Here is an 18,503-nt window from a genome sequence, read left to right as displayed (position 1 = left end):
CCGCATTTGTGATGCCGTCCGTTTGGGCTACAATCATGGCCCTCTGGCCGATTTACGGCATAAACCATATAAAGGAAATAACGTGAGTCTCCCGCAGTACATTACTATCAATGGCACTTCCTACGCTTCCGCAAAACTGTCCGACGCTGCCAAGCAGCAGGCCCTGAACATCCAGGCCGTGGATGCTGAACTGGCGCGCCTGCAGCAGCAGATGGCCTTCACCCAGACCGCGCGCAATGCCTATTCGGCCGCGCTGATCGACGCGGTGAAAGGCAAAGCAGGCGAAGCCGCTGCCGCCAGCGAAGAGAAGCCAAAGAAGCCGCGCGCGCCGCGCAAGCCTAAGGCCAAAGCCGAGTAATCACGCTTAGGCAGCCCGGCCATGACCCACATCCTGGAACGCGTCACCACCGTCTTCAGCCCGGAAGAGGATCGCCTTCGCATTGCCGGAGCGCGGCAGGACGGACAGCAGGTGGTGATCTGGGTGACGCGGCGCTTGCTGGGTTTTTTGCTGCCGCATTTGCTGGACCGGCTGGACGGGCAATTCGCCTCCACCGCCCCCGAGCTGCGCGACACCATGCAGGAGTTTGCGCAGCAGTCGGCGCGTAGCGCCTTGGGTGAATCGGCGCCCGTGGTGGCGGCGCAAGATGATGAGGTACTGCTGGCCAGTTCCATCGATATCGGACAGACCGAGGTTGGCGTGTTGCTGACCTTCCGCAATGACGCCGATAAGTCCTTCAGCCTGCCGCTGGCCAGCGATAACTTACGCCAGTGGTTGCACATCCTCTACCAGGCCGACCGTGCCGCGAACTGGCGGCTGCCGCAATGGCCCGCCTGGCTGACGGGCGAGACCGTCACGCCATCCGCCGACCATTCCTCACTGCATTAATTGGCAACCAAAGGGTCTGACCCCAAGGTTGACACGGGCTCGGCCGTAGGCCGGCCCCTTGACGAAGATTAGTGCTTGCCGAAGCAGGCTGGGCAGGACTTGCCGGCGACGTACTCGGGCGCCATCTGCTGGCGTGGGGTGACCACGGCGCGGCAGGCGAAGCATTGGGTGGTTTCGGTCGGTTCCAGCTGCGGGTTGAGCGCGGTGCGGTAGTCGAACACGAAACAGTCGCCGGTGTAGTGGGCGCCGCCGACTTCTTCGAAGTACTTCAGGATGCCGCCTTCCAGCTGGTACACATTGTCGTAGCCAATGTTCTGCATGTGGATCGCGGCTTTCTCGCAGCGGATGCCGCCGGTGCAGAAGGTGACCACGGTCTTGCCGTCGAAATCGGCTTTGTGCTTTTCGATCAGTTCAGGGAATTCGGTGAACTTCTTCAGGCGGTAGTCGACGGTGTTGTTGAAGGTGCCGACGTCGACTTCGTAGTCGTTGCGGGTTTCCACCATGACTACCGGCTTGCCGTTGTCGTCGTGTCCCTGGTCCAGCCAACGCTTCAGGGTCTTGGCTTCCACATGCGGTGCGCGGCCTTCTTCAGGCTTGATCAGCGGCATGCGCATGGTGATGATTTCTTTTTTGATGCGCACCAGCATGCGGCGGTGCGATTGCTCGGCCGACAGGCTTTCCTTCACTTCCAGATCGGCCAGGCGGGCGTCGCTGCGCACCCAGGCCAGGTATTCGTCGATATTGGCGCGGGTGCCGGACAGGAACATATTGATGCCTTCCGGGGTCAGCAGGATGGTGCCTTTCAGGCCCAGGCGGGCGCAGATGTCCTGGTACTGCGGGCGCAGGTCTTCCAGGTTCTCCATGGTGATGAACTTGTAGGCCGCGATATTGACGTAAACGGCTGGTGCCGCGCCGGGCATAGCAGGCGCGTTTTCGATGGATGCTTGCATGGGGTTGGTATGAGGTTTATTCCAAACAGCCGACATTATAGCTGCTCTCGGTCTTCTGCTCAAATATTGGGCAGTTCGGCGGAACTTTGCCGGTTCTTCGTTTTCTAATCATTCCCTTAACCAGTGGAGGAATGATCATGGACTCGATTGATGAGCAGCGTTTAATGCGCCTGGAGGAGCAGTTGCGGGAAATTCTGCATGTGTTGCGCATGCATGTGAACCATTCCAACCATTTGGCTGAAATGACGGTCCTTCGTCTACAGGCGGACATATATGAGCGGATGCCTAAGAGGAGCTGATTGACTTGGGTCAAGACGCGCTTTATCCGTAGGGGAACAATAGGGATCGCACTCTTTTTGTGAGGCCTTATGGAACTTCCAAGCCATGACGATGATCAAAGCCCTCCAGATCATGAGTCGAGGATTACCAAGTTGGAGGTGCGTGTGCAAGACCTTTCGGTTGAGCTTAAATTGCTCAGGCAGACAGTTGAGCATGGCTTTGCTGCGCAAAACGAGCGCATCGATGCGCTGCCTGGGCAAATTCTCACAGTCGTGAGGGCTGAGTTGACTGAAAAACTCGCCGCCCAAAACGAGGCGCATTTCCGGGCAAACGAGGCGTTTCGAAAGAGTATTGAAGCCAGACTGGAGGTGTGGCGGGCTGAGAATGATCGAAAGCTCGAAACCTGGCGCAAGGACAACGATTCCAAGCTCGAAACCTGGCGCGGTCAGAATGATTCAAAGCTCGAAACCTGGCGCAATGAGAACGATTCGAAGCTGGAGAGCTTGAGCGGGAAGTTGGATTCAAAGCTTGAGGCGTGGCGCAAGGAGAATGATGAGAAATTTGAAGAATGGCGGCGGGAAATGCGGATTTGGTTCAGGTTAATTGTTGGTATTCTGATCACCGCTATGGTTGCGTCCTTTTTCAATTGAGCGCTGCCAGATGGCATCAGGCAAAATGGTGCCATGACAACTCTTCCAACCCTTCCTCCTGCCGGGCCGGCGACTTTGCTGCGCGCGCTCTTCAAGTCGGCGAGATCGAGCACAATGCCGGTCGAAATTTCCTCTACCTTTTCGCTCGAGCAAATCGATGTCGATACGCTCAAGCGTTACAACGCCTTGCTTGGCTTTGCGCCGGATGCGCTGCCGATTACCTTCTATTACTTGCCGACCCAGCGGGCGCATTTGGCGACGATGCTGGGGCCGGAGTTTCCGTTCCGCCTGGCGGGCATGGTGCATGTGGAGAACGACATTCGCGAACTGCAGCAGCCGGGCCTGAAGCAGCCAATGGAGTTGTCCACGCGGGTGGTGCTGGAGCCTCCGGCGGAGAACGGGGCGCGCTATTGTGAGTTGCTGACGATCGGTTCGCAGCAGGGGCGGGAGATTTTCGAGTGCCGCAGCCGCTACCTGGCGGTACGCGGCAAGCGGAAGGCGCCTGCTGCGCAGCGCAGCAGGGCGGTGGCTGGCAGCGCGGGGCAGCGGATCGGTGAGTGGTTACTTTCGGCATCGGCCGGGCGCGAATACGCGGCGGTGTCGGGGGACTGGAATCCGATCCACCTGTGGCCATGGTCGGCGCGCTTGCTGGGGATGAACGCGCCGATAATCCACGGCATGCATTCGGTGGCAAGGGCGTGCGCGGTGCTGGAGCAGGCGGAGGGTGTCCGCCTGAGCGCGATTTCGGCGCGTTTCAAGGCGCCTATCCCGCTCGGCTCGCCGGTGGAGCTGAGACTGGCGGAAGCGGGTACTTACCAGTTGCACTCGGGGGTAACGCTGGCGGTGGAGGGAAACTGGCGCTGAGGTGGGGGCTGGCCGGCCTGGCCGCCGTGAAGGCAGACCAGGACGCGTTGTTCTTCCGTTAGCGCTTACTTCTGCGCCAGCACCCATCGCACCAGCTGGTGAGCCTCGGCGTCGGTTACCTGGTTGGGCGGCATCGGTACCGCGCCCCAGACGCCGGACCCGCCTTGCAGGATCTTCAGCACCAGCTTGTCTTCGGCTCCCTTATCGCTCTTGTACTTGGCGGCGACATCTTTGAAGGATGGGCCGACCAGCTTCTTGGCCATGGCGTGGCAGGCGAAGCAGCTTTTCGACTTGGCCAGCTGCTCGGGCTCATTCGCCTGGGCGGTGAGCGCGGCGGACATCAGCAGGGCAGCAGCGATGATTTTCATGGCAATCTCCGAAGATATGTGTAGCCCATTCTAAACCGGCATCTGCGGATTCCCCGCGTAATTTGCAACCATCTGTGTCTACTTCATCCAAGCCTGCAGCACGGTCGCCAGCATGGCCAGCAAGGCCACCAGGCTGAGGCCGAATGCCGTGGAGCGTGCCAATTTCCGGTTGGCGTAGTAGCTGAGCATATGCGCCACGCGGCAGGCGATATAGGCCCAGGCCAGGGCATTGAGCCAGCCGGCAGCGGCACCGGACATGATGCCGGCCACGGCGAACAGCAGGAAGGCGGCAATGCTTTCGTTGGTGTTGGCGTGGGCGCGCGCGGCGCGGAAGATGAATTTGCTGGAATCGGGCGGAACGGGTGTGCCGGCTTGGTGGCCGGCGCGGATGGCGGCAACGTCGGCCACGATCAGCTGGAACAGTACGAGGGCGCCGGCGGCAGCCAGCGCCCAGAGGGTGGGCAGATAGGTTTCAGGGATGAGCATGGGGACGTCTCCTATGGACTTACACTGTAAGGTTGTGGGTGTTAGAATATCAACACATGAGTGGAAACACAACAAAACGCACAGCGCTGACCCCGGAGCGCATCGAACTGGCCGCGCTGGAGCTGATCGGTGAGATCGGGCTGGCCGCCTTCAGCATGCGCAAGCTCGGCGAGAAGCTGGGCTGCGAGGCGATGAGCATCTACCACCATTTCCCCAACAAGGATCACCTGCTGGATGCGCTGGTCGACCGCCTGGTGGCGAGTGTCGCCGTGCCGCCGCACGCGTTGGAGCCGGTGGCGCGCCTGCGCGGACTGGCGCGCGGCTGGCGGGCGATGAATTTGCGGCATCCGCATTTCTTGCCGGTGCTGTCGGTGCACCGTCTTAACTCGGCGGTATGTGTGCGTTTCCTGAACGAGATTTTGCTGGCGCTGCTGGCGGCTGGACTCGGGCGCGAGGCGGCGGCGCGCACTTTCCGCGCCATGGCGTACTTCCTGGTGGGGGCGGCGCTGGATGAAATCGCCGGCTATGCCAAGGGGCCGTCCTCCCTGCACCCGGTGGGTGATGCCGAGCTGGCGCGCGACTTTCCCGAGCTGGCCGCCGCCGGCGAATACTTTTCCCCCGAGCATTTCGAGCGCACATTCGAAACCGGCCTCGACCTGTTCCTGCGCGGCGCAGGCTTGATCACGTCGTGAGCCGACCTATACTGAACTAGGCATTGAACTAGTTTGGGAGGCCAAAAATGTACCGTGAAGTAGGCGCTTTCGACGCAAAAGCCCGTCTTTCCGAGTTGCTGCGCGAGGTTGGGGAGGGGCAGCGATTCACCATTTCTGTGCGCGGTAAGCCGGTAGCGGACCTTATCCCGTCCGAAGCCAAGGCGCGCCAGGACATCCAAGCCACTATCGATGCGTTGCGCAAAATTGAATTGATCAAAGGGGTTGGCGATGACGAAATCCGGGACTGGATTCGCGAAGGCCGGACATGAAGTTGGTGCTGGATGCTTCCATGATCCTGGCTTGGCAATTTGCTCGACAAGATAGCATTGAGAAGGCTTGTGCAGCGCGCCTGCGCGATCACTTGGCCGATTTCGAACTTATGGCCCCGGCGTTCTTGCATCTGGAGGTTGCCAACGGTTTGTTAGTGGCTGAGCGGCGGGGAGTGTTGACACTGGCCCAGGCCGAAGAGTTTTTACAGGCGGTGGATGCCTTGCCGCTGGGGATCGAGGCTGTTTCACCTGTATTGCAAAGGCGGCAAGTATTGCATCGAGCACGTTTGTGCGGACTCACCGTCTACGATGCGAGCTACCTGGACTTGGCTTTGCGCACGGGAGCAATTTTGGCAACTTTTGACCGCCAAATGGCCGCTGCGATGCGGGCTGTCGGTGGGAAGGTATTCGAATAGCAGTTGCCTGAGCTCAGGCGGTAAAATAGCGGGATATCCGACTAGAAGACCGCCCGCCACATGAGCATTGAAACAATCGACCAGCCAGTAGACGCCGCGCCAGCCGCAGCGCCCGTGGGACCGCAATTCGTGCACCTGCGCGTACACACGGAATATTCGATTGTCGACGGCCTGGTGCGCTATGACGACATGATCAAGAAGGCGGTCAAGGACGGGCAGGGCGCGATCGCCATCACCGACCTGGCCAATATGTTCGCCATGGTGCGCTTCTACAAGGCGGCGCGCGGCAAGGGCATCAAGCCAATCGTCGGCGTCGACGCCTGGATCACCAACGACGAAAACCGCGACAAGCCGCACCGCATCATGCTGTATGCGAAAAACCGCATGGGCTACCTGCAGCTGTGCGAGCTGCTGTCGGAAGCGTGGCTGAACAACCAGTGGAAGGGCCGCGCCGAGATCCGCACCGAGTGGCTGCGCGACCTGCCGAACAAGGAATACCCGCTGCTGCCGGGCGAAGACCCGCGCAACTGCCTGATCGCCCTGTCTGGCGCCCATTTCGGCGACATCGGCCAGGCGATCGAGAACGGCAACCTGGATTTGGCCGAGGCCAATGCGCGCAAGTGGGCCGAGATTTTCCCGAACGGGCATTTCTACGTCGAGATCCAGCGCGCCGGCCAGGCCAACCAGGAAGTACAGGTGCGCCAGTCGGTGGCGCTGGCGGCCAAGCTTGGCCTGCCGGTGGTGGCGACGCATCCGGTGCAGTTCCTGTCGAAGGAAGAGTACATCGCGCACGAGGCGCGCGTCTGTATCGCGGAAGGCGAGATGCTGGCCAACGCCAAGCGCGTCAAGCGCTTCAACGAGCAAATGCGCTTCCTGACGCAGGCCGAGATGGCGGAGCTGTTCCACGACCTGCCGGCCGCGCTGCAAAACTCGGTGGAAATCGCCAAGCGCTGCAACCTGTCGCTGGTGCTGGGCAAGCCGCAGCTGCCGAACTTCCCGACGCCGGGCATGACCATCGACGAGTTCCTGGTCGCGGAAACCACCAAGGGCCTGGAAGAGCGTTTGATCCAGCTGTTCCCCGATCCGGAGAAGCGCGAGAAGGAACGCCCGCGCTACGAGGCGCGCCTGAAGTTCGAGAACGACACCATCATCAAGATGAAGTTCCCGGGCTACTTCCTGATCGTTGCGGAGTTTATCCAGTGGGGCAAGAACAACGGCGTGCCGATTGGGCCGGGCCGTGGTTCCGGCGCGGGCTCGCTGGTGGCGTATGCGCTGAAGATTACCGATCTGGACCCGCTGAAATACAACCTGCTGTTTGAGCGTTTCCTGAACCCTGAACGCGTATCGATGCCCGACTTCGATATTGACTTCTGCCAGGAGAAGCGCGAGCTGGTGATCCAGCACGTAAAGGACCTGTACGGGCGCGAGGCGGTGTCGCAGATCGCCACCTTCGGTACCATGGCGGCGAAAGGCGCGATCCGCGACGTGGGCCGCGTGATGGACTTCGGTTATATGTTCTGCGACGGCGTGTCCAAGCTGATCCCGTTCAAGCCGGGCAAGCCGGTCTCGATCGCGGAGGCGATTGAAGAAGAACCGCTGCTGAAAGAGCGCCAGGAAAACGAAGAGGAAGTGCGCCAGCTGCTCGACCTGGCGCAGCAGGTGGAAGGCATCACCCGTAACATCGGCATGCACGCCGGCGGCGTGCTGATCGCGCCCGGCAAGCTGACCGACTTCTGCCCGCTGTACACCCAGTCCGGCGATTCGGGCGTGGTGTCGCAGTTCGACAAGGACGACGTGGAGGCCATCGGCCTGGTGAAGTTCGACTTCTTGGGTCTGACCACGCTTACCATCCTGGACCGCGCGGTCAACTACATCAAGGACCTTGATCCCTCGCTGGGCGACTTCGACCTGGCCAAGCTGCCGCTGAACGACCGCCCGACCTACGAGCTGCTGACCAAGGCGAAGACCGTCGCCGTGTTCCAGCTTGAATCGCGCGGCATGCAGGGCATGCTGAAAGACGCGCGTCCCGACCGCTTCGAAGACATTATCGCGCTGGTGGCGCTGTACCGTCCGGGCCCGATGGACCTGATCCCGGACTTCTGCAAACGTAAGCACGGCGAAAAGTTCGACTACCCCGATCCGCGCACCGAGGGCATCCTGTCCGAAACCTACGGCATCATGGTTTACCAGGAACAGGTTATGCAGATGGCGCAGATCATCGGCGGCTACTCGCTGGGCGGCGCGGACATGCTGCGCCGTGCGATGGGTAAGAAAAAAGCCGAGGAGATGGCGGAGCACCGCGAGATCTTCCGCAAGGGCGCGCAAGAGGGCGGCCTGACGGTGGAAAAAGCCGACGAGATCTTCGACTTGATGGAGAAGTTCGCGGGCTACGGCTTCAATAAATCGCACGCGGCCGCGTATGCGCTGCTGTCGTACCACACCGCCTATCTCAAGCACCACCACACCGCAGCGTTCATGGCAGCCAACATGTCGCTGGCCATGGACGACACGGAGAAGGTGAAGATCCTGGTGGAGGACTCGATCGACGTCTGCGGCCTGACCATCCTGCCGCCGGACGTTAATAAATCCGCCTACCACTTCCGCCCGGACGGCGAGCCTGGCAAGAAAGCCACCAGGATCCGCTACGGCCTGGGCGGCGTGAAAGGCGCCGGCCAGAATGCGATCGAAGCGATCATCGCCGCGCGCACCGCAGGCGGCCCGTTCACCAGCCTGTTCGACTTCTGCCGGCGCGTGGACAAGAAGCAGATGAACCGTCGCACCATCGAAGCCTTGATCCGTGCCGGCGCGTTCGACGAATTTGGCGTGGACCGCGCGGTGCTGTTCGCCTCCGTCAGCTTCGCCATGGAGTACGCCGACCAGGAAGCCAAATCCGCCAACCAGGTCAGCCTGTTCGGCGGCGACGATTCCGACCTGGTGGCGCCGCCCGACTACGTGAGCGCGCTGCCGTGGACCGACCGCGAAAAGCTGGCGGAAGAGAAGATCGCGCTGGGCTACTACCTGTCCGGCCATATGTTCGACTCCTATGCCGTCGAAGCGCGCCGCTTCGCCCGCACCAAGCTGTCCGAGCTCGAACCGTCGCGCGAACCGCGCATGATGTGCGGCGTGGTGTCCGGCATCCGCACCCAGATGACCCAGCGCGGCAAACTGCTGATCGTCACGCTGGACGACAAGACCGCCGTGGTGGAGGTCACCGTCTACAACGAAGTCTTCGAACCGAACAAGCATATGTTCAAGGAAGACGAATTCCTGTGCGTGACCGGCAAGGTGTCTGAAGACCGCTTCTCGGGCGGCCTGCGCATCTCCGCCGAAAAGGTGTACAACATCACCGCCGCGCGCATCCAGTTCGGACGCCAGATCGGCATGGCGCTGCCCAAGGCCGTGCCGTCCGCCAAGCTGGCCGAAGTGCTCGGCCCGCACCGCGACGAATACGGCCTGCCGGTCTCGCTGCGGGTGCAGCCGCAAGGCATCGACTGCGTGCTGCAACTGGGCGACAACTGGCGCGTTGCCCCTTCCGACGAGCTAAAGCTTGCCCTCGAACAAGGCCTGGGCGCCCAGGAAGTCGCCATCGAATACTGAAAACAGCCCCCGGTCTCGGCGGTAGTGTGCGAAATCGTTAACATTGTTCCAACATAATCGGGTTAGAATCGGGCGTTTCCCGCTCGGCTTCTCCTGAATATGTTGTTCAACTCTTTCAGTTTTCTGCTGGCGTTCCTGCCAGTCACCCTGCTTGGCTACTTCTGGCTGGCGCGGCGCGAGCCGGCCTGGGGCATCGCCTGGCTGGCGCTGGCGTCGCTGTTTTTCTACGGCTGGTGGGACCTGCGCTATGTGCCGCTGCTGCTGGCGTCCATCACGGCCAACTACGGCTGCGCGCAGGCGATCCGGGCTGCGCAGGGGCGGGCGCGCCACTGGTGGCTGGGCGGCGCGATTGCGGCCAACCTGCTGCTGCTGGGCTACTACAAGTACGCTAATTTCTTCTACACCAGCCTGACCGGCGAGCAGTCCGTCATGCTGCAGGTGGTGCTGCCGATCGGAATTTCCTTCTTTACCTTTACCCAGATCGCCTTCCTGGTCGATACGGCGCGCGGCTTTGTGCAGGAGGGGCGCTTTGTCCATTACCTGCTGTTCGTGACCTACTTCCCGCACCTGGTGGCGGGGCCGGTGCTGCACCATAAGGAGATGATGCCGCAGTTCGCCGATCCGCGGAACGCGGTGCCGCGCGCGGAGAATTTCTCGGTGGGGGCGACCATCTTCATCATCGGCCTGGCCAAGAAGATCCTGCTGGCCGATTCGCTCGCTCCCTACGCCAATGTGCTGTTCAATGCGCCGGGCGAGCCGACCTTGCTGGCGGCGTGGGGCGGGGTGCTGGCCTATACCTTCCAGCTGTATTTCGACTTTTCCGGCTACTCGGATATGGCGATCGGCTTGTCGCGCATGTTCGGCGTGAACCTGCCGCTGAACTTCAACTCGCCGTATAAGGCGCTGAACATCGTGGAGTTCTGGCGGCGCTGGCATATGACGTTGTCGCGCTTCCTGCGCGATTACCTGTACATCCCGCTGGGCGGCAACCGGCGCGGCAAGCTGCGCGCCAAGATCAACCTGATGCTGACCATGGTGCTGGGCGGCTTGTGGCATGGGGCGAGCTGGAACTTTGTCGTGTGGGGCACTTTGCATGGCCTGTACCTGGTGCTGGCGCACCTGTGGCAGGCGGCGCGGGCGCGCCTGGGGTGGCGGGGCGGCAGCCGGATCGGGTGCCTGGCGGCGTGGGCGCTGACCTTTGTCGCCGTGGTCTTTGCCTGGGTCTTCTTCCGCGCGGCCGACCTGCCGTCGGCGCTGCGCATCGTGGCCGGTATGCTGGGCCAGAACGGGGTGTCGCTGCCGGATGCGATCGGCGTGCGCCTGGGCGGCTTGCAGGCCACGCTGCAGCAGCTGGGCGTGACCTGGTCGCTGGGCGGCGGCTCGCAGTTCGTGGAGACCTGGGGCTGGGTGACGCTGGCGGCGCTGGTGGCCTTCCTGATGCCGAACACGCAGCAGATCATGCACCGCTTTGCGCCGGCCCTCGATCACGATGGCAGCGCCGCGCCGGCGCGTCTGTCCTGGTTGCCGTCGCAAGGCAGCGCGCTGGCAAGCGGCCTGCTCGCCGTCCTGTGCTTGCTGGCGCTGGCGCGCCCTAGCGAATTCCTCTACTTCCAGTTCTGATCATGGCTACTATTTCGCATCGCAGCTACTTGCGCACACTGGCGCAGACCATGCTGGCGGGTGTCGGCCTGGTGACGGCCCTGGTCGTGCTGGCCGATCCTTACGACTTGTTCGGCATCGTGAACGCGCCCGGCCTCAACGCCAAAAAGCCGGTTCCGTACTACTTCCGCAATGAGATCAAGCTGGCCCGCGCGCAGCGCGTGCAGGCCAACCAGTTCCTGGTCGGGAATTCGCGGGTGGAAGTGGGCTTCGACCCGGCCAGCCCGCAGTTCGGCGGCAGCGCGTATAACCTTGGACTGGCGGGCACGGGCACCTCGGTGGCGGTCGGGCAACTGGCGTATTTGCGCAGCGGCGGCGTGCGGCCGGCGCGCGTGGTGGCGGGCGTTGATTTTCATGATTCCCTGCTGCGCCCTGGCGAGCGCGCCGGCGTGTGGAATGCGCCCCCGATGCCGGCGGCGGCCTGGCGCTGGCGCTTCGAGACGGTGTTCTCGCTCGGCGCTGTGCGCGCCGCTGCCGCCACTCTGGCCATGCAGGGCAACGGCGAGGCGGAAACCATGACGCCGCGCGGCTTGAATCCGCTGCATGAGTACGCGGGTTTTGTGCGCAACGACGGTTACTACAAGATTTTCCGCCAGCGCGCGGAGGAGGGCGCCGCCATGCTGGTGCAGCGCGCGCCATATGGCCTGGACCGCGAGGGCGCGCGCAAGAGCATTCGTGCTTTGTTGGACGTGGCGGCCGGCGATAATCCGGGCGCGGAGGTGCATCTGCTGGTGTATGCTTACCACGCGCAGCTGCTGGCCATGTACGAAGCAAGCGGCGTCTGGCCGCTGTTCGAGGAATGGAAGTCCATCCTGCAGCAGGAGGCCGAAGCGGCGCGCGCGCGCCATCCGCAAGCGCGGATCGCGGTGCACGATTTCAGCGGCTTTGGCGAATTCAATTGCGAGCCGATTCCGCCGCCGGGCAAGGGCGGCAGCACGCGCTGGTACTGGGAGGCCGGGCACCAGAAACCGGCCTTGGGCGAAGAGATGCTGCGCCGCATGCTGGCGTCGACACCTGCCACTGGCTTCGGCATGGAGCTGACCGCGCAGAGTGCGGAACTGAATCGCCAGCGCATCGCCGCCGAGCGCGCGCAATGCCTGGCCAGTCAGCCCGGCCTGTTCGCGGAAGCGCAGGAAATGGTGGCGCGCGCCAGCCGGCAACAACAGCAACGAGGAGGGTAGGGCATGGACATGAAGCGCATCAACGCAGGCAAGCTGCGCGCGATCGGCTACGACGAACGCGCGCGCGTGTTGCGCGTCGAATTCGATGACGGCAGCGCCATCGACTACGACAACGTCAGCCGCGACATCTGGCAGCGCTTTTCCAGCACCGGTAGCGCGTGGAGCTTCTACCGCGACAACATCGAAGAAGAATTCACCGGCCGCAAAGGGCGCACCAAGCCGCAAACGGGCACCCGGCCCGCCGGGCTCGACGACCTGTTCGGGGACTAAGAAAAAATGGGGTACGTCCCCATTTTTTACTGCATGTCTTTGAGGCCGGTGATGGCGTAGCCTTTGCTGCCCATTTGCTGGATCAGCTTGTCGATGTGGTAGGCGGGCAGGGCTTGCACATCATCTTCGACTTCCAGTGATTGCTCGGCGGGCAGCCAGTCGGTGTTGATGGCTTCTTGCGGGATGGGTTTGCCTTCGGGAACGGCAAGGTAGGAAAAAATGCCGTTGTGTTCGGCACGACGATAGATATCCAGGCGCATCTTCATCTCCCTTCAATTGTCCTACGCACGGGCTGGCGTAACGCTTTGATTCTACACCCGCTTATGCCACTTTTACAGGCACCATTTTCGCCAGCACCGAAAGATTGACCTGGGTCATCAAATCGTGGCGGCGGCGGACTTCTGCTCGTTTCTTCGATGGAATTTCTTCCATGTCCGGCGCTTGCAGGGGCGCGCACGGCAGTTGCCAGTCGCCGTCGGGACGGCTGGCGGCGCCCAGCTCCTGCCACAGGCTGTCGTAGCAGGCTTTGACCTTGCCTTTGCGGATCGATTTGCCGCACACGGCGCGGTTGCTGTTGCCGACCAGAACCAGGCGCTCGCAGCCCCAGGCGTGGCCGAGCTGGCTGACCAGTTTGAGCAGCAGGTTCTTCGGGCGCAGGCCGTGCAGGTCGCGCGTCGCTTCGCGCCCCAGCTCCAGGCCGCCGCCGCACTGCGGGCCTTGTACGCAGCCGATGCCGATCTGGCGCGCCGTGCCTTCGTGCAGGAAGGAGAAGGCCAGTGCGTACACCAGGGCGCCCTGGCACAGCAGCTGCAGCACCAGTTCACCCTCCCTTTCCATCGGCACGACGGCGCGTAGTTCGATGGTATAGTGGGCGCCCGATTTTCCCGTGAAACTGGCAAGCTCGAGCCCGTGGCGCGCCGCTTGCACCGTGGCTTCGCCCAGGCCGTGCTGGACAATGAAACGGTAGTGGTCGGCCAGCGCTGCCAGGCGGCCGTGCTGGCAGTAGCGCTTGCTGAGCCAAGGGCGATAAATCTTGTGGATCAGGCGCGGCTGCAGCGCCGCCAGCTGGCGCAGGGCGGCGTGCGAGTTGAGCAGGTCGAGCCAGTCGCGCGTCAGGCGCGGTGCGCCCAGGGCGCGCATGTGCAGCTTCAGCCCTGCCGTGAGGCGGGACAGCGGTGATTTCGGTTCCAGCCCGGAGCGCAGGGTGATTGCGTGCTGATACATGATGTTATGAATTCGAAACAGTGCGTTACAATCCGACAATGCTAATTGCACCGGATTGGTGCGGCAATACTGTAGGGTTGCGTACGCGATCCTCGTATGTGTTGCTGTAAATCAATGTTGGTTGCCTCTTGGCGTCACCCTTGCTTAACAGGTTTTCAATAGGTAAAACCCTTAGTTGCGAATTTTTCCCATGCGACTTCCACCTTTATTGCCCTCAGCTGGTTTTATACTGGTCTACCTGGTGTTTGACTGGTTGAGCTATGTCGAGCCGCTGCACGGGCTCAACATCACACCGTGGAATCCGGATACGGCATTGGGCCTGGTGTTCTGGCTGGTGATCGGGCCGCGCGCGGCGTTGCCCTGGTTCCTGGCCCTGGTGGCGGGCGATGTGCTGGTGCGCGGCATGCCCGGCGGACCGCTGGGCACCGTGCTGACGGCGGGCTGGCTGACCTGCGCCTACGGCTTGCTGGGCGAGACGCTGCGCCGGGTGCTGGAGGGGGCGTCCCTCTTCACCTCGCGCCGCAGCTTCTACCAGTGGCTGGCGCTGGTGGCGGCGGGCACCATGCTGAACGCGCTGTTCCATATTTCCTTGCTGGCCTGGCTGGGGCTCGTGCCCTGGCAGGACTGGCTGCGCGCCGTCTGGCGTTTCGGCTTCGGCGATATGGTCGGCGTGGTGGTAAGCATGCCGCTGCTGCTCAAGCTTTCCACGGCGGAGGGCCGGGCGCGCTTGCGCGCGGCGACCTGGAAGCCGGAGACGCTGGGCTACCTGGCGCTGGCGATCTTTGTGCTGTGGGCGGTGTTCGGCTATATCGTCACGTCCGAGTTCAAGCACTTCTATTTCCTGTTCCTGCCGCTGATCTGGGCCGCTTCGCGCCAGGGCGTGCACGGCGCGGCGCTGGTGGTGTTCGTGCTGCAGCTGGCCATCGTCACCCTGGTCAAGGCCAACCAGGCCGATAACATCACGGTGTCCGAGCTGCAGCTGCTGGATGCGGTGCTGGCGCTGGTGGGCTTTTTCATCGGCATCGTGGTGGACGAGCGGCGCCAGGTGGCGGAGGAGTTGAAGCAGACCTTGCGGCTGGCGGCGGCGGGTGAGATGGCGGCGGCGCTGGCGCATGAACTGAACCAGCCGATGACGGCGCTGGCGGTGTACGGCAAGGCGTGCGAGCATTTGCTGGCGCGCGGCGAAACCGGCGACCTGCTGCGGAACGCGATCGGCCAGATGATCAACGAGTCGGCGCGCGCGGCGGAGGTGGTGCGGCGCCTGCGCGACTTTTTCCGCACCGGCGCCATGCAGCTGGAGACGGTGGGCGCGGGCGCTTTGTTGGCGGGTATCGTGCAGCAGTTCCGGCCCCAGTTCCATGAGTATGGGGTGCAGCTGACGGTGGCGCCGGCGCCGGCGCTGGCAGTACAGGTGGACCGCCTGCAGATCGAGCTGGTGCTGCGCAACCTGCTGGCCAATGCGCTGGATGCGGTGCGCGCGCGACCGGCCGGCCAGCGCAGCATCACGGTGGTGGCGGAGAATGTCGGCGGCAGGCTGCGCTTCACCGTGGAGGATAGCGGCGCGGGCTTGTCGGAGGCGGCGGCGGCGCGCCTGTTCGAGCCTTTCGTCTCGACCAAGGCGAGTGGCATGGGCCTGGGCCTGGTGCTGAGCCGCGCCATTGTGGAGGCCCACGGCGGCACTTTGTGGGCGGAAGTTGCCGCGCACGGGGTCTTTCGATTTATACTGCCGGCGCTGGATTCTGGAGAATAAACGTGTCGCCTAACCTTACCGTATTCATCGTTGACGATGACCCTTCGCTGCGCGATGCACTGGGCTTGCTGCTCGGCGTGCGCGGCTACCGCACCGCTGTTTTCGCCAGCGCCGAGGATTTCCTGCAGGCCTTCCAGCCTGAATGGGCCGGCTGCCTGGTGGCCGATATCCGCATGTCCGGCATGGACGGGCTGTCGCTGCAGCGCACCTTGAACGATATGGATTCGCTGCTGCCGGTGATTATCGTGACCGGCCACGGCGACGTGAGCTCGGCGCGCGAGGCGTTCAAGGCGCGCGCGGTGGATTTCCTGGAGAAGCCGTTCGAGGAGGATAAGCTGATCGCCGCCATCGAGGAGGCCTTCTCGATGCAGCAGCGCCAGCGCCAGGACCTGGATCGCCGCATCCAGCGCGACCAGCTATTGGGCGAGCTGACGCCGCGTGAGCGGGAGGTGTTTGAACTGGTGGTGATGGGCCGCCATAACCGTGAGATCGCGCCCGAGCTGAATATCAGCGTGCGCACCGTGGAAGTCCACAAGGCGCGCCTGATGGCCAAGCTGGGCGTGGATAATGTGGCCGACCTGGTGCGCGTGGCCCTGCGCGATTAAGTCCGGCGCCGCCAGCCCAGGATCACATCGCGCACCTGCTGCGGCGTGATCGCTTCCATGCAGCGGCAGGCGTTCTTGTCCTGGCATTGGCCGCAGGCTTGCGCGGCGGCCAGGTTCACCGCCTGCTCGCCCAACGCGCCCCAGCGCGCAATATCAATCGGCTTAATCGGCGGGAACAGTCCCAGGGTAGGGCGGCCCAGCGCCGCCGACAGGTGCAGCGGACCGGTGCCGCTGGCCACCAGGCCGTCGGAGCGCCCGATCAGGGCCAGCAGCTCGCGCAAATCCAGCTTGCCGCACACATTGTTCACATTGGGCAGGGCCAGCAGCGCGGGCGCTTGCTGCGCCAGCAGCTCGCCTTCCGGCGCGCTGCCGGTCAGCCACAGCTTCACATCGCCATGGGCCTGCAGCAGGCGAGCCAGCTCGGTGAAATGCGCCAGCGGCCATTCGCGGCCGTTGCCGTTGGACTTGGTGTGCAGGATCACGTTGCAGCCTTGCGCGCCAAGCAGCGCATCGACCTTCTCGCTGGCCGGCGCCTGCAGGCCGTACATCGGCCACACTTCCTGCAGCGGCGGGATCTGTTTCAGGCCCAAAGGGCGCAGCAGCTCGAAATTGAGCTGCGCTTCGTGCAGCTGCGATTTCACGCGGCTGAAGCGCACCATCTCATTGCAGGTGAACCAGTGGTAGAAGCGGTGGCTGGTGCCGATACGGCGCCCGATGCCGGCGCGCCAGGCCGCCATGGCGATGCTGCGTTTCGGGAAGGCCAGCAGCACCGTGTCGTAGCCGGCGGCGCGGAAATGCTGCGCCAGGTCGGGATGGTCTTCGATCGCCACCACTTGATCCACATTGCGGCACTGGCCCACGGTGTGCGCCGCGTAGCGCCGCACCAGGAAGGTGATGTGCACGCCCGGGTAGCGCTGCTTCAGCCAGCCGGCGATCGGCAGGGTCAGCACCACGTCGCCGATATTGTCGGTGCGCGTGACCAGAATGCGGCGCGGCACGTTGGCGCCGCGCGTCATGTACAGGCAGATGCCGGCCAGGCTGCAGGCCATGGTCACGTAGAACAGCTTGGGCGCCATCAGCCAGAACATGGTGTCGGTCAGGCCAAAGCCGACAAAGCACAGCACCATCACCATGCCGGCCAGGGCCAGCGGGCGCTGGCCGTGGTCGGCCGCGTGCAGCATATTGCGGAAGAACTGGAACGGCGCCGCGTACATCGCCAGCAGCAGGCAGAAATCAAGCAGGCCGCCGGTGGCCAGGAAGTGCAGGGCGTCGTTATGGCTGCTGCTGTATGCGAGCGCCGGCGAGTTCTGGATCAGGCCTTTGGCGGCCAGCGCATGCAGCGCGAGGTCGAAGTTGTCGCGGCCCACGCCCAGCCAGGGGTTCTCAAGGAACATCAGCCAGGACGCTTTCCATAATTCGAGGCGGATGGCAACCGAGGTGGTGGCGTCGCCGCGCGCCAGGTAGCCCTGCACGTCGGACACCGCTTCCGCCACGCGCTGCGCCACGCCGGTGGCCGGCACCAGGTAGGCCAGCACGCACAGCGCAGCCGCCATGCCCAGCGCCACCAGCATGCGCTTGCCGTGCATCTGGTAGCCGTAGCGCGCCAGCGGCAAGGCCACCAGCGGGAAGGCCAGCCAGCCGCCGCGCGAGGCGGAAAGGGCGGATGCGACGATGCCGGCCAGCAGGGCCAGCGCCGGCAGGTAGCGCAGCTCGCGCGAGGTATTCAGGCTGCAGATCGCCATCAGGCCCATGGCCAGGGCCAGGTCGCCGAAGGTGATCGCGTGGTGGGTGAAGCCTTCGGCGCGCGGCATGTCCCAGAACTGGGTTTGCAGCACGGCCAGCACGGCGGCGGCCAGGGTGCCGTAGCACAGGCCGAGCCAGAAGTGGCGCACTTGCGGCTTCAGGTGGCAGAACACGCCGATGCAGGCCAGCCCGAACAGCATGCGCGAGGGGCCGTCCAGCGTGCGCAGGGGCTGCTGGTCGATCACGAGGCGCAGCAGCGAGAACGCAAAGAAGGCGCCGAACGCCAGCACCATCGGGCGCACGCTGCGCCAGTTGTCGCGGTAGCAGGCGAATACGCCGCTGCGGAAGTACCATGCGAACAAGAGCAGGGCCAGGGCCTGCACGGCGCCGATGCCGAAAGAGGTGGTCAGGGCCAATGCCGGTAGCGCAAAGGCCAGCAGGTTGGCGGGCAGTCGTGTCTTGGCGGGCGTTAGATCTTGGTTTTCCAGCATGGACTGCGCAATTGAATGATGACCGAAAAGTGCCAGATTATAGCAGCCGGGCCTGCGCCGCTCCGCCCAGGCGCGTGTTGTTGCCGTTGCTGCAATCGGTAA

Annotated in this window: 20 protein-coding genes; 14 read left to right on the top strand and 6 right to left on the bottom strand. The window is 63.4% G+C overall.

Features of this window, described 5'->3' with window-relative positions:
• The first annotated feature begins 82 nt into the window (after positions 1–82).
• Together GTP41_RS27120 and GTP41_RS09655 are read left to right on the top strand one after the other, a co-directional pair.
• Positions 83–358, top strand: a complete 276-nt coding sequence (locus GTP41_RS27120; protein WP_202419684.1) for a DUF6447 family protein — start codon at positions 83–85, stop codon at positions 356–358.
• A gap of 21 nt (positions 359–379) precedes the next feature.
• Positions 380–886 (top strand): hypothetical protein, encoded by a 507-nt coding sequence (locus GTP41_RS09655; protein ID WP_161025373.1) that lies wholly within the window; start codon positions 380–382, stop codon positions 884–886.
• A 68-nt stretch (positions 887–954) separates the two neighbouring features.
• On the opposite strand, the gene GTP41_RS09650 is transcribed toward GTP41_RS09655, so the two are convergent.
• The gene (locus GTP41_RS09650) at positions 955–1,836 is read right to left on the bottom strand and encodes a sulfurtransferase (RefSeq protein ID WP_161025372.1); all 882 of its coding nucleotides are present in this window, start codon (positions 1,834–1,836) and stop codon (positions 955–957) included.
• Between the two features lie 137 nt (positions 1,837–1,973).
• Between GTP41_RS09650 and GTP41_RS09645 the strand changes: the two genes are divergently transcribed.
• From GTP41_RS09645 to GTP41_RS09635, 3 genes are all read left to right on the top strand, one after another.
• Positions 1,974–2,135 (top strand): hypothetical protein, encoded by a 162-nt coding sequence (locus tag GTP41_RS09645; RefSeq protein ID WP_161025371.1) that lies wholly within the window; start codon positions 1,974–1,976, stop codon positions 2,133–2,135.
• A 69-nt stretch (positions 2,136–2,204) separates the two neighbouring features.
• Positions 2,205–2,765 carry a hypothetical protein gene (locus tag GTP41_RS09640; protein ID WP_161025370.1) on the top strand — a complete coding sequence of 187 codons (561 nt, stop codon included), beginning with the start codon at positions 2,205–2,207 and terminating at the stop codon, positions 2,763–2,765.
• Positions 2,766–2,879: 114 nt separating this feature from the next.
• Positions 2,880–3,629: a MaoC/PaaZ C-terminal domain-containing protein gene (locus tag GTP41_RS09635; RefSeq protein WP_161025369.1), complete on the top strand. Its 750-nt coding sequence runs from the start codon at positions 2,880–2,882 to the stop codon at positions 3,627–3,629.
• 65 nt (positions 3,630–3,694) lie between these two features.
• On the opposite strand, the gene GTP41_RS09630 is transcribed toward GTP41_RS09635, so the two are convergent.
• Positions 3,695–3,997, bottom strand: a complete 303-nt coding sequence (locus GTP41_RS09630; RefSeq protein ID WP_161025368.1) for a c-type cytochrome — start codon at positions 3,995–3,997, stop codon at positions 3,695–3,697.
• A gap of 78 nt (positions 3,998–4,075) precedes the next feature.
• Positions 4,076–4,483 carry an MAPEG family protein gene (locus tag GTP41_RS09625; RefSeq protein ID WP_161025367.1) on the bottom strand — a complete coding sequence of 136 codons (408 nt, stop codon included), beginning with the start codon at positions 4,481–4,483 and terminating at the stop codon, positions 4,076–4,078.
• A 56-nt stretch (positions 4,484–4,539) separates the two neighbouring features.
• Here GTP41_RS09625 and GTP41_RS09620 point away from each other — a divergent pair, with 56 nt between their 5' ends.
• The 7 genes from GTP41_RS09620 to GTP41_RS09590 all read left to right on the top strand — a co-directional run bounded on the left by GTP41_RS09620 (position 4,540) and on the right by GTP41_RS09590 (position 12,588).
• Positions 4,540–5,175, top strand: coding sequence for a TetR/AcrR family transcriptional regulator (locus tag GTP41_RS09620; protein ID WP_161025366.1), 636 nt, complete (start codon positions 4,540–4,542; stop codon positions 5,173–5,175).
• Between the two features lie 47 nt (positions 5,176–5,222).
• Entirely contained in the window at positions 5,223–5,465 is a 243-nt protein-coding gene (locus GTP41_RS09615; RefSeq protein WP_161025365.1) for a type II toxin-antitoxin system Phd/YefM family antitoxin, read from the top strand.
• Positions 5,462–5,881: a type II toxin-antitoxin system VapC family toxin gene (locus GTP41_RS09610; protein ID WP_161025364.1), complete on the top strand. Its 420-nt coding sequence runs from the start codon at positions 5,462–5,464 to the stop codon at positions 5,879–5,881. Before GTP41_RS09615 ends, GTP41_RS09610 begins: the two co-directional genes overlap by 4 nt.
• 60 nt (positions 5,882–5,941) lie before the next feature.
• Positions 5,942–9,478 (top strand): DNA polymerase III subunit alpha, encoded by a 3,537-nt coding sequence (dnaE, locus tag GTP41_RS09605; protein ID WP_161025363.1) that lies wholly within the window; start codon positions 5,942–5,944, stop codon positions 9,476–9,478.
• A 99-nt stretch (positions 9,479–9,577) separates the two neighbouring features.
• The gene (locus tag GTP41_RS09600) at positions 9,578–11,098 is read left to right on the top strand and encodes an MBOAT family O-acyltransferase (protein ID WP_161025362.1); all 1,521 of its coding nucleotides are present in this window, start codon (positions 9,578–9,580) and stop codon (positions 11,096–11,098) included.
• Between the two features lie 2 nt (positions 11,099–11,100).
• On the top strand, positions 11,101–12,318 hold the full coding sequence (locus GTP41_RS09595) for a hypothetical protein (RefSeq protein WP_161025361.1): 1,218 nt from the start codon (positions 11,101–11,103) through the stop codon (positions 12,316–12,318).
• A 3-nt stretch (positions 12,319–12,321) separates the two neighbouring features.
• Positions 12,322–12,588 (top strand): KTSC domain-containing protein, encoded by a 267-nt coding sequence (locus GTP41_RS09590; RefSeq protein WP_161025360.1) that lies wholly within the window; start codon positions 12,322–12,324, stop codon positions 12,586–12,588.
• A gap of 26 nt (positions 12,589–12,614) precedes the next feature.
• On the opposite strand, the gene GTP41_RS09585 is transcribed toward GTP41_RS09590, so the two are convergent.
• A complete protein-coding gene (locus GTP41_RS09585) occupies positions 12,615–12,848 on the bottom strand; it encodes a DUF6139 family protein (RefSeq protein WP_161025586.1) in 234 nt (77 codons plus the stop codon).
• Between the two features lie 61 nt (positions 12,849–12,909).
• Positions 12,910–13,812: a VirK/YbjX family protein gene (locus GTP41_RS09580; protein ID WP_161025359.1), complete on the bottom strand. Its 903-nt coding sequence runs from the start codon at positions 13,810–13,812 to the stop codon at positions 12,910–12,912.
• A 241-nt stretch (positions 13,813–14,053) separates the two neighbouring features.
• Between GTP41_RS09580 and GTP41_RS09575 the strand changes: the two genes are divergently transcribed.
• Together GTP41_RS09575 and GTP41_RS27970 are read left to right on the top strand one after the other, a co-directional pair.
• Entirely contained in the window at positions 14,054–15,562 is a 1,509-nt protein-coding gene (locus GTP41_RS09575; protein ID WP_371867317.1) for an ATP-binding protein, read from the top strand.
• A 2-nt stretch (positions 15,563–15,564) separates the two neighbouring features.
• On the top strand, positions 15,565–16,167 hold the full coding sequence (locus GTP41_RS27970) for a response regulator transcription factor (protein ID WP_161025357.1): 603 nt from the start codon (positions 15,565–15,567) through the stop codon (positions 16,165–16,167).
• Here the strand turns inward: GTP41_RS27970 and GTP41_RS09565 are convergent.
• Positions 16,164–18,401, bottom strand: coding sequence for a glycosyltransferase family 9 protein (locus GTP41_RS09565; RefSeq protein WP_161025356.1), 2,238 nt, complete (start codon positions 18,399–18,401; stop codon positions 16,164–16,166). The genes GTP41_RS27970 and GTP41_RS09565 overlap by 4 nt on opposite strands.
• Between the last annotated feature and the right edge of the window lie 102 nt (positions 18,402–18,503).

The organism is Pseudoduganella guangdongensis (assembly GCF_009857475.1).
Lineage (GTDB): Bacteria > Pseudomonadota > Gammaproteobacteria > Burkholderiales > Burkholderiaceae_D > Rugamonas > Rugamonas guangdongensis.
The sequence above is the reverse complement of the archived record's forward strand: the minus strand, read 5'-3'. Positions and strand labels throughout refer to the sequence as shown.

What these genes read in the sequence shown, in the direction of transcription:
- GTP41_RS09645 (WP_161025371.1), top strand. Translation starts at nt 1,974, where the DNA reads ATGGACTCGATTGATGAGCAGCGTTTAATGCGCCTGGAGGAGCAGTTG.
- GTP41_RS09610 (WP_161025364.1), top strand. Translation starts at nt 5,462, where the DNA reads ATGAAGTTGGTGCTGGATGCTTCCATGATCCTGGCTTGGCAATTTGCT.
- GTP41_RS09655 (WP_161025373.1), top strand. Translation starts at nt 380, where the DNA reads ATGACCCACATCCTGGAACGCGTCACCACCGTCTTCAGCCCGGAAGAG.
- GTP41_RS09595 (WP_161025361.1), top strand. Translation starts at nt 11,101, where the DNA reads ATGGCTACTATTTCGCATCGCAGCTACTTGCGCACACTGGCGCAGACC.
- GTP41_RS09625 (WP_161025367.1), bottom strand. Translation starts at nt 4,483, where the DNA reads ATGCTCATCCCTGAAACCTATCTGCCCACCCTCTGGGCGCTGGCTGCC.
- GTP41_RS09565 (WP_161025356.1), bottom strand. Translation starts at nt 18,401, where the DNA reads ATGCTGGAAAACCAAGATCTAACGCCCGCCAAGACACGACTGCCCGCC.
- GTP41_RS09650 (WP_161025372.1), bottom strand. Translation starts at nt 1,836, where the DNA reads ATGCAAGCATCCATCGAAAACGCGCCTGCTATGCCCGGCGCGGCACCA.
- GTP41_RS09585 (WP_161025586.1), bottom strand. Translation starts at nt 12,848, where the DNA reads ATGCGCCTGGATATCTATCGTCGTGCCGAACACAACGGCATTTTTTCC.
- GTP41_RS09630 (WP_161025368.1), bottom strand. Translation starts at nt 3,997, where the DNA reads ATGAAAATCATCGCTGCTGCCCTGCTGATGTCCGCCGCGCTCACCGCC.
- GTP41_RS09615 (WP_161025365.1), top strand. Translation starts at nt 5,223, where the DNA reads ATGTACCGTGAAGTAGGCGCTTTCGACGCAAAAGCCCGTCTTTCCGAG.
- GTP41_RS09600 (WP_161025362.1), top strand. Translation starts at nt 9,578, where the DNA reads ATGTTGTTCAACTCTTTCAGTTTTCTGCTGGCGTTCCTGCCAGTCACC.
- GTP41_RS09640 (WP_161025370.1), top strand. Translation starts at nt 2,205, where the DNA reads ATGGAACTTCCAAGCCATGACGATGATCAAAGCCCTCCAGATCATGAG.
- GTP41_RS09635 (WP_161025369.1), top strand. Translation starts at nt 2,880, where the DNA reads ATGCCGGTCGAAATTTCCTCTACCTTTTCGCTCGAGCAAATCGATGTC.
- GTP41_RS09590 (WP_161025360.1), top strand. Translation starts at nt 12,322, where the DNA reads ATGGACATGAAGCGCATCAACGCAGGCAAGCTGCGCGCGATCGGCTAC.
- GTP41_RS09620 (WP_161025366.1), top strand. Translation starts at nt 4,540, where the DNA reads ATGAGTGGAAACACAACAAAACGCACAGCGCTGACCCCGGAGCGCATC.
- dnaE (WP_161025363.1), top strand. Translation starts at nt 5,942, where the DNA reads ATGAGCATTGAAACAATCGACCAGCCAGTAGACGCCGCGCCAGCCGCA.
- GTP41_RS09580 (WP_161025359.1), bottom strand. Translation starts at nt 13,812, where the DNA reads ATGTATCAGCACGCAATCACCCTGCGCTCCGGGCTGGAACCGAAATCA.